General features: G+C 75.8%; 8 protein-coding genes and 1 pseudogene. 1 reads left to right on the top strand and 8 read right to left on the bottom strand.

Features of this window, described 5'->3' with window-relative positions:
* Window positions 1–508, bottom strand: a pseudogene (locus tag DMH08_RS34850) (maleylpyruvate isomerase N-terminal domain-containing protein); the annotation flags it as partial.
* Between the two features lie 79 nt (window positions 509–587).
* Between DMH08_RS34850 and DMH08_RS34845 the strand changes: the two are divergent.
* A complete protein-coding gene (locus DMH08_RS34845) occupies window positions 588–2,180 on the top strand; it encodes an AMP-binding protein (RefSeq protein ID WP_233617995.1) in 1,593 nt (530 codons plus the stop codon).
* A 166-nt stretch (window positions 2,181–2,346) separates the two neighbouring features.
* Here DMH08_RS34845 and DMH08_RS34840 read toward each other — a convergent pair whose 3' ends face one another.
* The 7 genes from DMH08_RS34840 to DMH08_RS34810 all read right to left on the bottom strand — a co-directional run.
* The gene (locus tag DMH08_RS34840) at window positions 2,347–2,658 is read right to left on the bottom strand and encodes a hypothetical protein (RefSeq protein WP_026401271.1); all 312 of its coding nucleotides are present in this window, start codon (window positions 2,656–2,658) and stop codon (window positions 2,347–2,349) included.
* Window positions 2,659–2,761: 103 nt separating this feature from the next.
* Entirely contained in the window at window positions 2,762–3,541 is a 780-nt protein-coding gene (locus DMH08_RS34835) for a class I SAM-dependent methyltransferase (RefSeq protein ID WP_026401272.1), read from the bottom strand.
* Between the two features lie 86 nt (window positions 3,542–3,627).
* Complete coding sequence (locus DMH08_RS34830) at window positions 3,628–7,071, bottom strand: ATP-dependent helicase (protein ID WP_125620347.1); 3,444 nt, start codon at window positions 7,069–7,071, stop codon at window positions 3,628–3,630.
* A 24-nt stretch (window positions 7,072–7,095) separates the two neighbouring features.
* Window positions 7,096–10,254, bottom strand: coding sequence for an ATP-dependent helicase (locus tag DMH08_RS34825; RefSeq protein WP_233617994.1), 3,159 nt, complete (start codon window positions 10,252–10,254; stop codon window positions 7,096–7,098).
* Between the two features lie 127 nt (window positions 10,255–10,381).
* On the bottom strand, window positions 10,382–10,690 hold the full coding sequence (locus tag DMH08_RS34820; RefSeq protein WP_034516850.1) for an MGMT family protein: 309 nt from the start codon (window positions 10,688–10,690) through the stop codon (window positions 10,382–10,384).
* The gene (locus DMH08_RS42520; RefSeq protein WP_267898594.1) at window positions 10,690–12,045 is read right to left on the bottom strand and encodes a S8 family serine peptidase; all 1,356 of its coding nucleotides are present in this window, start codon (window positions 12,043–12,045) and stop codon (window positions 10,690–10,692) included. Before DMH08_RS42520 ends, DMH08_RS34820 begins: the two co-directional genes overlap by 1 nt.
* Window positions 12,033–12,812: hypothetical protein (locus DMH08_RS34810; protein ID WP_325052972.1), on the bottom strand; the 780-nt coding region annotated here is incomplete at its 5' end. The genes DMH08_RS34810 and DMH08_RS42520, both read right to left, overlap by 13 nt.

Genomic DNA, 12,812 nt, shown 5'->3' with positions numbered 1-12,812 from the left:
GCACCTTGAACAGCTGCTCGGCGGTGCGCGTCTGGATCTCCATCGCGACGGCCTCGGCGGGCCGCCCGAAGGTCCGCTTCCCCACGCCCAGGGCGGTACGCCCCGCGAAGCCGAGGGGGAGGGACGCGCCGTAGACGTGGTAGGCGCGGACGTCCGGCGGGGTGACGCGCACCTTCGCGACGAGCAGTGCGCCGCACGCCTCGAAGACCTGGAGGAGGCCGTCCGGGCCCGCGGCGGGGTCGGCGCGGACGATGGTGGAGGGCGCGGCGGGCCTGCGGGCTTCGCGCGCGAACGGCACGTTGCCGTCCATGGGCGGCTTCCGGGGGCCCAGGTTCATGGCGTAGAGCGTGATCGCGTTGCACATGTGCTCGACGGTCTCCCAGCGGGTCCAGTCGAGCGAGGCGGGGTCGCCGTCCCAGGCGGACGGCGGCACCGCGCGGAGGGCGGCGAGCGCGGTCTGGACGGCGGTGTCGAGGTCGTCCGGGGTCACCGGTTCATGTGCTGGCATCGCCGTCACCCTAGCCTTTGCGGGCCGTTGAACTTTCCGTCTAACGGGTATGGCAACCTTCCCGACAAAGGAGATATCGGTGCTGGAGCGGGTGCGTTCGTTCGCGAGCCAGGGAGTACGGGCGGCGCGCGCGGTCCGGGACGTGGGCGCGCTGCGCCCCGTCCGCCCGGACCGGGCGGTCCGGATGCCGCTGGCCTACTTCCGCTACGGGCCCGTCCCGGCGACGATCGGGGCGATGTCGGCGCTGCGGTGGCCCGACCGGACGGCGATCGTGGACGAGCGCGGCACGCTCACCTACGCGGAGCTGGAGGGACGGGCGGCGGCGCTGGCCACGGCGCTGCGGGACCGGGTGCGCGACGGCGACCGGATCGGGATCCTGTGCCGCAACCACCGGGGGTTCGTCGAGGCGGTGCTCGCGGCGACCAGGCTCGGCACCGACGTGGTCCTCCTCAACACCGACTTCTCCGCGAAGCAGCTCGCGGACGTCGCCGAGCGCGAGGGCGTCGCGCTGCTCGTCCACGACGAGGAGTTCGGGCCGGTCGTGGACGGCGCCGGGTTCGGCGGGGCGCGGATCCTCGGCTGGACGGACGCGCCCGCCCCCGAGTCGATCGACGCGCTGGTCGAGGGGACGGACGCCGAACCGCTGAAGCCCACGCGGACCAGCAACGTGATCATCATGACGTCCGGGACGACGGGCACCCCGAAGGGCGCGCGGCACGAGATGTCGGTCGCGGCGCTGATCCCGGCCGCGCTGACGCACCTGATGCGCGTCCCGGTCCGGTCGGGCGCGCCGATCGTGGTCACGCCCCCGCTGTTCCACCTGCTCGGGTTCGCGTACTCGACGGTGGGGCTCGGCATGGGGATGCCGCTGGTGCTGGCGCGGCGGTTCGACGCCGCGCGGGCGCTGCGGCTCATCGCGGACACGGAGGCGGAGGCGCTCGTGGCCGTCCCGGTCATGCTGCAGCGCATCCTGGACGCCCCGGACGTGCCCGTGCCGTCGCTGCGGGTCGCCGTCTGCGGCGGGTCGGCGCTGCACCCGCACGTGTCGGACGCGTTCATGGACCGGTTCGGCGACGTCCTGATCAACGTGTACGGGGCGACCGAGATCGGCTGGGCGACGATCGCGACCCCGGACGACCTGCGGGCGGCGCCCGGCACGGTCGGACGCCCGTCGCTGCGGCTGACGATCCGGATCCTCGGCGAGGACGGGCGCGAGCTGCCGCCCGGGGAGCCCGGCGAGATCTTCGTCGGCGGCGGGCTGCGGTTCGCCGGCTACACCGGGGGCGGCGGCAAGGAGGTGCGGGACGGCCTGACGAGCACCGGCGACCTGGGCCACTTCGACGACGCGGGGCGGCTGTTCGTCGACGGGCGCGCCGACGACATGATCGTGTCGGGCGGGGAGAACGTGTTCCCCGGCGAGGTCGAGGCGCTGCTCGGCGGGCATCCGGGCGTCGCGGACGCGTCGGTGACCGGGGTGGACGACGCCGAGTTCGGGCAGCGCCTCGCCGCGTACGTGGTGCGGGCGCCCGGCGCCGGCGTCGGCGCCGACGACCTCAAGGCGTACGTCAAGGAGCATCTCGCGCGGTACAAGGTGCCCCGGGACGTCCACTTCGTCGACGAGCTCCCCCGCACCAGCACCGGGAAGGTCAAGGCGAAGGCGCTGCGCGGCTGACGCCGGGGATCTTACGGATGTCGAACGGAGCCGCCGCTCCCCCCGCCGCGCCAGGTCCGCCCGGCCAGCGTCCCCCGGAGCTGCGCGTGGCCGCCGGACCGGCACGCGGGGGCGCGCCCGCAGCGCGCGCACGCCCCGGCCGCCGCCGCGCGCCCGGGCGCGCCGGCTAGGCGGCGCGGCGCTTGGCGGCCATGCAGATGCGGGCGAGGTCGTTCAGGGCGTCCGCGCGGCGCTCGTCCAGTGGCCGGTCGTCGCCCGGCGCGGCCTCGGCGAGGGTGTCGATGACCAGGGAGAACAGCGGCCATTCGGCGGGGCCGATGGCGCCCTGGAAGTCGACGCCGTCGGCGAGGTCGTCGACGTCGAGGTTGCGCGCGAAGGCGGCGAGGGCGGCCTCGGCCGCCACCACGCCGATGCGCATCGCCAGCGCGGCCGGCTCGCGCTCCAGGGGCCGGTCGAGGGGAAGGGTGCTGGAAGACATGCGCGACAACATAGAACACACGAGCGAGCGGCGTCGAACGTTTGCTCGAAAAAGCGGCCCGTGTCGCGCCCGGAACGCCGGACGGCTCCGGGTTTGTTCTCCGTCAGCCGGCGATGGCGTGCAGGAAGAGCAGCGAGTGCGTGAAGTGCAGCTCACCGTCGCGTTCGCTCGGCCGCATCCCGGTCGGGGGCCCGCCGCCCAGTTCGTCCCGCAGTTCGCGGCGGATCGGCTCCCGCACGTCCTCGGGCGCGCCGGTGAACGCGAGCCACGGCTCCAGCGGACGGACGACGTCGAACCGCTCGGCGCGCTTCACCTCGGCGCCCGCGCCGGTAACCAGCTCGACGACCTGCGACTCGGTGAGGATCGTCCCGTGCGAGGGGTCGCGGAGCCGCTCGATCCGGTCGGGGTCGCCGTCGAGGTCGTCGGGGCGGACGAGGTCGGCGACGAAGAGCGCCGCGCCGGGCCGGCTGACCCGCTCCATCTCCTTCACGACGGCCTTCGGGTCGGCCGTCTGGTGCAGGGAGAAGCGCGTCACGACGAGGGTGAACGACCGGTCGAGGAAGGGCAGGGCGGCGGCGTCGCCGTGCGCGAAGGTGACGTTGGTGACGCCCTCGCGGTCGACCGCGCGCTTGCCCTCGGCGAGCATCGCGGGCGTCAGGTCGAGGGCGGTGACGTGCCGGACGCGCCGGGCGATCGCCCGCGACACCAGCGCGGTGCCGGCGGCGACCTCCAGCACGTTGTCCTCGAGGTCGATCTCGGGGTCCATGAACCGGACGAGCCGGTCCAGATGCCGGGTGAACGCCTCGTTGCGGGCCGGGTCGGCGAACCCGGCCGCCTGCTTGGAGAACTCGCGGACCACCTTCTCGTCATGGGACTCCGTCATGCCGCAGCCTCCCTCGTCGGTTCCCCGGATCATCCCCGAAAGCACCGCCGGTGAACAGAGCCCCGTGACGTCGATCACCCGGCGGGTCAGCCCGCGGGGACGCCGTCCAGCAGCGCCGCGAGACCGCGGGCGTCCAGCAGGTCGGCCGGGCGGACGGTGACGCCCGCGCGCACGTAGTGGAACGCGGCGCTCACCCGCTCGACCGGGACGCCCGCGAGCTGCGCCCACGCGACCCGGTACGCGGCGAGCTGGACGGCCGCGTACCGCGCGTCGTCGCCCGACGGGGGCCGCCCGGTCTTCCAGTCGACGACCTCGTAGCCGCCGTCGGAGGACCGGAACACCGCGTCCATCCGGCCCCGGACCAGCCGGTCGCCGATGATCGTCTCGAACGGCACCTCGATGTCGAGGGGCTCGCGCGCCGCCCACCGCGACGCCTCGAACGCCTCCCGCAGCCGCTCGAAGTCGGCGTCGTCGGCCGCGCCCTCGTCCGCCGCGCCGGGCAGCTCGTCCGGGTCGAGGAGGCGCTGCTGCCCCCAGCGCCCCTCGAGCCAGGAGTGGAACGCGGTGCCGCGCCGCGCGTAGGGGGCGGGCGGGCGCGGCATCGGGCGGCGGATCTGCCGGGCGAGCGCGGCGGGGTCGCGGGCGAGCGCCACCAGCGACGACACCGACAGGTGCCCGGGCAGCTCGACGAGCGTGCCGTCGCCGCCGCGGCCGCGGTCCCGCTCGGCCAGCAGCAGCTCGACGTCGCGCGCCCACGCCGACATGCGGGCCCGGTCGGCGTCGGCGAGGCCGTCGGCGCCCGCCCAGTGCAGGACGCGGCCCGCCATCGCGTCCTCGACCATGCGGGCGCCCTCGACGACGGCCTCGTACCGCTCCCGCGCGGACAGGTCGCTCTGCCCGCGCTCGCCCGGCGCCGCGGGCCACGGCGCCTCGTCGGGGTCGGCGAGCAGCGGGTTCGCCGCGTCCGCCGGCGGCCGGTCGGCCCACGCCACGATCTTCCCGGCGCCCGCCGCGCACACCTCCCGGACCTCCTCCAGGAACGGCGACGGCCCCAGCGGGCGGCCCGACGACCCCCACCAGTAGCCGGTGGCGATCAGCAGGGCGGACGCCCGCGTCACCGCGACGTACGCGAGCCGCCGCTCCTCGCGCACGTCCCGTTCGGCGCACGCCTGCTCGAACGCCGCGAGGTCGTCCTTCTCCAGGCCCGCGAGGTGCGGCAGGTCGGCGCGGTCGCCGCGCAGCGGGAACGGCAGGACGCGGGGGTTCGCGGTCCAGCGGGTGGCGTTCTGCGGCGGCGACGGGAAGATCGACCCCTTCGCCGGGTTCCCGTTCTTCTGCGCCGTGTACGCGAGCCCGGGGACGACCACGACCGGCCATTCCAGGCCCTTGGACGCGTGCACGGTCAGCAGCTTGACGCTGTCGGTCTCCCCCACGCGCCCGGCCTCGAGGCCGAACTCCTCGGTCTCGGCGGCCTTGAGGTAGGCGAGGAACGCGCCGAGGGTCGGGTCCTCGGCGTCCCCGGCGAACCGCGCGGCGGCGTCGATGAACGCGTCGAGGTCGGCGCGCGCGGTGACCGGGTCGAGCCCGGAGCGGGCCGCGACCTCGATGTCGAGCCCGAGCGCCCGCTCGACCTCGTTCACCAGGTCGGGCAGCGGCAGCCCGACCTGGCCGCGCAGCGCCCGCAGCTCGTCGCGGAGCCGCCGCAGCCGCCCATACCCCTCGGGCGAGTACGCGGCCGGGTCGCCCAGGTCGTCGAGGGCGTCCACGAGGCTGCCGGTCTCCTGGTTCAGCTCGCCGACGAGCTGCCGCAGCGGATCGTCCGGCTCCTCCGCGGCGGCCTCGCCGGACGGCCCGGCCCCCGGCGCCGCGCCCTCGCCGCTCTCGCCGCCGGACTCGCCGCCGCTCTCGTCCCGCGCGGGCGGCGGGGTCACGTCGCGCGCCTGCTCCTGGGCCAGCGCGCGCGCCCGCCGCCCCAGCGCGACGAGGTCGCGGGGGCCGAGGCGCCAGCGCGGCCCGGTGAGCAGGCGGGCCAGGGACGCCCCGGCCGACGGGTCGTGCATGACGCGCATCGTCGCGACGACGTCCTGGACCTCCGGGACGGTGAGCAGCCCGCCGAGCCCGACGACCTCGACGGGGATCGCGCGGGCCTCCAGGGCCCGCCGCAGCAGCGGGAACTGCGACCGCTTGCGGGCCAGCACGGCGATGTCGGAGCACCGCAGCGGCTCGGCCTGCGGCTCCCCGTCCGGCGCCGTGCCCGGGTCGGCGGCCAGCAGCGCCGCGATGCGGGCCGCGATGCGCTCGGCCTCCTCCTCGACGGTCTCGAACAGGGCGCACTCGACGCGGCCGCGGCCGTCCCGCCCGGCGCCCGGCACGAGGACCGGCACCGCCTTGGTGTCGGCGCGCAGCTCCTCCTGGATGCGGGCCGCCGCGTCGAGGATCCGCTCCCCGTTCCGGAACGACCGGCTCAACTGGACGACCGGCGCCGGAACCGGCCGCCGCCCCGCCTGCTCCCCCCGGCCGACCGTCCCCGGCCGGGCGGGCGGGGACGGCTGCGCCGGGAAGTCGTACGCGAAGCGCAGCAGGTTGCCCGCGCTCGCGCCCCGCCACCCGTAGATCGACTGGCACGGGTCGCCGACCGCGGTGACCGGGTGCCCGCCCGCGAACAGCGACCGCAGCAGGACGAGCTGCGCCTGGCTGGTGTCCTGGTACTCGTCGAGCAGCACGACGGAGAACCGCGACCGCTCGATCATCCCGACCTCGGGATGCCGCGCCGCGATCCGGGCGGCCAGCGCCATCTGGTCGCCGTGGTCGATGACCTCCTTCGCCGCCTTCGCCCGCCCGTACGCCTCGATGAGCGGCATGAGCTGCTCGCGGACCGCCTGCTTGGCGAGGACGTCGCGCTGCGCCTTCAGCGGCTTGCGCAGCGCCGCGAACATCTCCTCCAGCCGCGCCCCGACGCCCCGGACGTCGTCGGCCGTCCGCAGATGCTCGGCCAGGTCGCCCGACAGCTCCATGACCGCCTTCGTGACGGTGTCGGGCGACCAGTCGATGCGGTCCATCGGCCCGTTGTAGGCGTCGACGACCCGGGAGCAGATCTGCCACGCGACCGCCGGGGAGATCAGCCGCATCGTGGGTTCGAGGGCCTCGCGGAGCGCGTGGTCGCCGAACAGCCGCGCCGCGTACGCGTGGTACGTCGACACCATCGGCTCGCCGTCGAACAGGGACTCGCCGCCGAGCCGCTCCAGCTCGTCCGCGGGGAGCACCTCCCGCAGCGCGTCGAGCCGCTTGCGGACGCGCGCGCCCAGCTCGGCGGCGGCCTTGCGGGTGAACGTGAGCCCGAGGACCCGCTCGGGCCGGACGAACCCGTTCGCGACGAGCCACACGACGCGCGCGGCCATCGTCTCGCTCTTGCCGGACCCGGCGCCCGCGACGACCGCCATCGGGGCCATCGGCGCCTCGATCACGCGGGCCTGCTCGTCGGTGGGCTCGGGGATCTCCAGCAGCCGCGCCAGCTCGGCCGGGGTGATCACCGAAGGCCCCCCGCGTCCGCCCGCCTAGTCACCGACCTGCCCGCCCTCGTCGTGGACGGGGCAGCAGGAGCGTACGGGACACGTCCGACACTTGTCGTTCGCGCGCGCCTGGAAGACGTCCGAGGACATACCGGTCGCGACGACCTCGATGAGCTTCTTCGGCCACTCGGGATCCGGGTCCTCGGCCGGGGGCGGCTGCTCCTGCTCCCGCGCGCGCGCCGCGAACGCCGCCTTGCCCACCTGGATGAGCTTCGCGCCGCCGGGTTCGATCAGTCCGTGGCGCTCGAACGCGCCCAGCATCACCGCGTACTGGTACACGCCGAGCTGCGGGTGGCGCGCCAGGTCGTCCTTCGGCACGGCGGTCGTGGACGTCTTCACGTCGATGATCACGGCGCGCCCGTGCTCGTCCCGTTCGGCGCGGTCGATGCGGCCCTTGATGACGACCCGGCCGAGGTCGACCTTGAACGACTCCTCCAGCGCCACGACCTCGTTCGGGTTGTCGCGGTGCCAGGTCAGGAACTTGTCGACCATCCGCGCGGCCTGCTCGCGCTGCTTGTCGGAGTACCACGAGCTGCGGAACTCCAGGTCGTTCCAGATGTCGTCGAGCCGCTCGGCGACGTGCACCTCGTCGATCCCGTCGTCCGCGCCCGCCATCTCCGCGACCGCGTGCACCACCTTGCCCATGGTGCTGAACTCGTTCGGGCCGCCCTCCTGCGCGCCGACGGCCGACGCGAGCAGCCACCGCAGCCCGCAGGTGGTGAACGCCTCCACCTGCGACGGCGAGATCGTGATCTGCTCGTCCTCGGCGAAGGCGGGGCCCGGGTCCGACAGCGCGGTGATCGCGTACCAGTTCTCCGGGCGGGCGCCGCGCACGCCCGCGCGGGCGAGCCGCGCGAGGTGGCCGGCGGCCGCGCGCCGCAGCGGTTCGGGGCGTCCCGGGTCGCCGACGACCGAGCGGAGGTCGGCGACCAGCGCCGACAGCGACAGCCAGCGCGTCTTCTCGTCGAGCTGCGACTGCTCGATCGCGCCCGGCAGCAGCTCGTTCAGGAACCGCGACGGCCGCTCCTCCGCGTCGTCGCCGCCGACCGCCGTCACGACGAGCCGCTTGCGCGCGCGCGTGACCGCGACGTAGAAGAGCCGGCGTTCCTCGTCGAGCATCTTCGCGGCCATCGACGCGCCGACCGCGGGCCCGTCCGCCGGACCGTCCTCCTGGGAGCCCGCGTGGTACTCGACCAGCTCCTCGACGCCCAGCAGGGAGCCGCGCAGCCGCAGGTCCGGCCAGACGCCCTCCTGCACGCCCGCGACGACCACGACGTCCCATTCGAGGCCCTTCGACCGGTGCGCGGTGAGGATCCGGACGGCCTCGCCCTCGGGCGCCTGCTCGGCGAGCGTGTCCCCGGCGATCTCCTGGGCGGCGATGTTGTCGACGAACAGCTCGGCACCGGCCCGCGGCAGCCGGTCGACGAACCGGGCCGCGTGGTCGAACAGCGCCACGACGGCGTCGAGGTCCCGGTCGGCCGCGGCGCCGCGCGTCCCGCCCCGCATGCTCTGCTCCAGCAGCACGTCGGCCTGCCCGCTCTCGCGCCACACCTCCCACAGGACGTCCTCGGCGGTGCCGCCCTCGGCGACGCTGCGGCGCGCCGTGTCGATCAGGTGGGCGATCCGCTCCGCCGGGCCCCGCACCCGCTCGTGGACGAGCGCGACCTCCCGCGGGTCGTTCACCGCCGCCACCAGCAGGTCCCCCAGTGGACGGTTCCCGCCCGAGAGCTCCTCCAGGTCGCGCAGCGCGCGCTTGAGGCGGCGCATGCCGAGCGCGTCGGCGCCCCCGAGCGGGCCGGTCAGCAGGTCCTCGGCGACGGCGTCGTCCAGGTAGTCCTTTTTCAGCGCCGCCCGCAGCAGCACCAGGAACGGGCGCACGGCGGGCTCGGACACCAGCGGCACCTCGTCGCCCGCGACGACGACCGGCACCCCGGCCTGCGCGAGCGCCCGCCGCAGCACCGGCACCTGCCGGACCGCGCTGCGCACCAGCACCGCCATCCGCGACCACGGCACCCCGTCCAGCAGGTGCGCGCGCCGCAGCTCGTCCGCGACCAGCGCCGACTCCTGCGACTCCGAGTCGGCGATCACCGCCCGGACCTCGCCCTCCTCGGCGTCCTCCGGCGGGACCAGCGCCCGGTGCTCGGCCGCCAGCGACGACCCGGCGGGCAGCCGCCGCGCGATCCGCCGCGACGCCTCCAGGATCTCCGGCCCCATCCGGCGGCCGTTCCGCAGCGCCACCACGGGCGCCGGGTCGCCCTCGACCGTCCGGAACCGCTCGGGGAACTCCAGGATCCCCCGCACGTCCGCGCCCCGGAACCCGTAGATCGACTGGTCGGGGTCGCCCACCGCCACCAGGTCGCGGCCGCCGCCCGCCAGGTGCCGCAGCAGCGCCTCCTGCGCGGGGTCGGAGTCCTGGTACTCGTCGACGAACACGGCGTCGTAGGCGTCCCGCTCGCGGAGCCGCGCGTCCTCGTCGGCGAGGGTCTCCGCCGCGATCTGGATCAGCTCGCCGTAGTCGTAGGTCGGGACGGGGTCGAGCGCGAACCGCTCCTCGTACCGGTCCATGAACCCGGCGATGGCGGGCCAGTCGTCCCGGCCCCGGATGCGGCCGAGCGCGTCCAGGTCGTCCGGCAGGTAGCCGCGCTCGACGGCCCGCAGCACGAAGTCCCGCAGCTCCTCGGCGAACCCCCGCGTCGCCAGCGCCGCGCGCAGCCGCTCCGGCCAGTCGCGGGCGCCGTCCGCCAGCTCGCCCTCCAGCAGCCGCCGCACCTCCAGGAGCTGCTCGGGCCCGGACAGCAGCCGCGGCGACGGCTCCTCGCCCTCGACGGCCTCCCGCCGCAGCAGCGCGTACGCGTACCCGTGGAACGTCAGCGCGAGCGGCGTCCGCGTCGTCCGGTGCAGGCGGCCCGCGATCCGCTGCCGCAGCTCCCCGGCCGCCTTCCGGCTGAACGTGAGGACGAGCACCCGCTCGGGGTCGACGCCCCGGTTCTCGATCCGGTCGACGACCGCCTCGACGATCGTCGTGGTCTTCCCGGTGCCCGGCCCCGCCAGCACCAGCAGCGGGCCCCCGGCGTGCTCGACCACCCGCCGCTGCCGGTCGTCCAGGACGGGCGCGACGGCGCGCGCGGGACCGGCGCGGCGCACGAGACGGTAGGAAGCAGGCGGCACAACAGTTCATTGCAGCAGATCAACGAGCATGATCGGACCACAACGCACTCATGTCGCGGAAGTGTGCAGGGTGGAACGCCGAAGTGACGGTGACGAGACCGGTTCAGACGGGTTCGTCCGGGTTCCATCGGGCCCGCGCCATGTCCACGCGGCGGCCGTCCGGACGCAGCGGGGTGCCCTCGGCCCGCCAGTGCCCGTGCGCCTCCACCTCGTTGCAGCGCGGCGGGCTCCCGTCCGCCCGGATGACCCGCCACCACGGCACGCCGCCGCCGAACAGCGACATGACCCGGCCGACCTGGCGGGGCCCGCCGCGCCCGACCAGCTCGGCGATGTCCCCGTACGCCAGGACCTTGCCGGGCGGGATCCGCTCCACCGTCTCGAGCACGGCCTCGGAGTACTCGTCTGGGTCCATCACCCGATCGTCTCGCGTCCGCCGGGCCGCCAGGGTTCCGGCGCGGGATCCCGGCCGGAGCGCAGGCCGGGCAGGTGCAGGCCGGGCGGGCCCGCGCCCGGGCCCGGGCCCGCGCCGGGCGGCCGTCCGGGCCCCGGACCGGGGGCGGGCGGGCGCCGGGCGCGCGGGTGGCGGCGCGCGAACAGGGCCGAGATCCACACCGCGGCGACCGTCCCGCCCAGGATCCCGCCGACGACCAGGACGAGCGCGCCCGTGAACCAGGCGGGGCGCTCGATGACCCGCACCGGCTCCGGCTCCGCGGCGCCGAACCGCCGCCCCGGCGGCTTGCCCGCGGTCGTCTTCGCCCGCTCCCGCGCCAGCTCCGCCGCGGCCGACAGGGACCGCGCCGCGTGCACCACGCCGAACCCGATCTCGGCGTCGTAGACGTCCGGCGGGCCGTTGCGGGTGCCGTCGACGATCGCCTGCGCGACCAGCGCCGGCGGCAGCTCCGGGTACTCCGCCTTGATCAGGGCCGCGATGCCCGACACGAGCGCGCTGGAGTCGCTCGTGCCGCTGCCCAGGGCGTACCGCCCGCCCGGCAGCCCGACCGGCAGCCCGGTGCCAGGCGCCGCCACGACCACCGAGTAGTTGCTGTTGGAGAACGCGGCGCGCGCGCCGTCGGCCCGCGACGCGGCGACCGCGATCACGCCCGGGTAGGACGCCGGGTACGAGTACGGCGCGAACCCGTTGCCGTCCCGCAGGTCCGGGTCGTCTCCGTCGTTGCCGACCGCCGACACCACCACGGCGCCCTTCGCCATCGCGTACGCGATGGCCTGCCGCTCCGCCGTGATCTCGCCCTCCTTGCCGAGCGAGAGGTTGATGACGTCCGCGCCCCGGTCGGCGGCGTGCCGGATGCCGCGCGCGACCGCCTCCTCCGCCTTCTTCGAGCGGCGGAACCGCGTGTACGAGGCGTCCTCCTCCTCGGCGATCGCCCGGATCGACAGGATGCGCGCCTCCGGGGCGACGCCGACGACGCCGTCGCGCCCGCCCGGCCCGTGGCCGCGGCCCGCGATCAGCGACGCCATCCCGGTCCCGTGCAGCCGCTCCGGCTCCGTCCCGGCGTCCTCCTCCGCGAGCATGTTGGGCCCGACGGTGACCGCGCCCCGCAGGTCGGCCTGGTCCGGGTCGACGCCCGAGTCGACGACCGCGACCGTCACGCCCTCGCCGCGCGTCACCTTCCACGCCTGGTCCACGCCGAGGGCGTCCAGGACCGGCTGCTGGCGCTGGCGCACCTCGTCCGCGCGGGCCGGCGCGGCGGGCAGCCACGCCACGGCGACCGCGGTCAGGGCCGCCGCCGCGCGCCTCAGCACTGCCACTCGCGCTTGGAGCAGTCCGGCAGCGCCGGCGTGGACAGCGACTCCTCCAGCGCGTTCGCGAGCTGCGGCGCCAGGATGAACGGGCGCCCGGGGCGTTCCCGCTCGACGGCCGCCGCGGGGCGCCCGTCGCTGTGCCCGGACGTCGTCAGCACCACGTACGGGCCGCCGCGGTCGCTCCCCCGGGCCTGCCGGGCCGCGTCGGTGAACCGCCCGGAGGCCGTCCCGGGGAACGCCGCGGCCCGCAGCGCGGGCCGCACCCCGCCGGACCCGTCCGGCCCCTTGCCGCCCGGAAGCTCCTTGAACGCCCGGTCGGCCTTGAAGGCGTCCGGGAAGACGACGACGCCGACCGTCGTCACGATGCCGTTCAGCGCCCCCACGTACGTCGCGCGCAGGACCGCCTTGCACCCGTGCCGGGCGAGCGTCTCCGCCATCGCGGAGTCCACGGCCCGCGCGCAGTCGGTCTCGGGCACGATGCCCGTCCGCGTCGCGTACTCGGTGACGCCCTCCTCGACCCGGTACGGGACCCGGTCGGGGAAGATCCGCTCCGCGGGCCACGCCTGCCAGCGCCGCGCCACCTCGGCCCGGGACGCGATCTCCAGTTCGGCGTCCGTCGGCTCGCGGGTGTAGGAGTTCCACACGCTGCCCAGCGCCGCGACGGACGCCAGCACGTAGCAGCAGCCGACGACGATCGCGACGACCGTCCACTGCCGCCCGCGCAGCCCGAGCACGGTCACGCGCGGGGGCGGTTCCGGGGGAGGGAACGGCAC

This window comes from Actinomadura sp. WAC 06369, assembly GCF_003947565.1.
Taxonomy (GTDB): domain Bacteria; phylum Actinomycetota; class Actinomycetes; order Streptosporangiales; family Streptosporangiaceae; genus Spirillospora; species Spirillospora rifamycini.
This window is presented reverse-complemented; position numbering and strand designations above follow the sequence as displayed.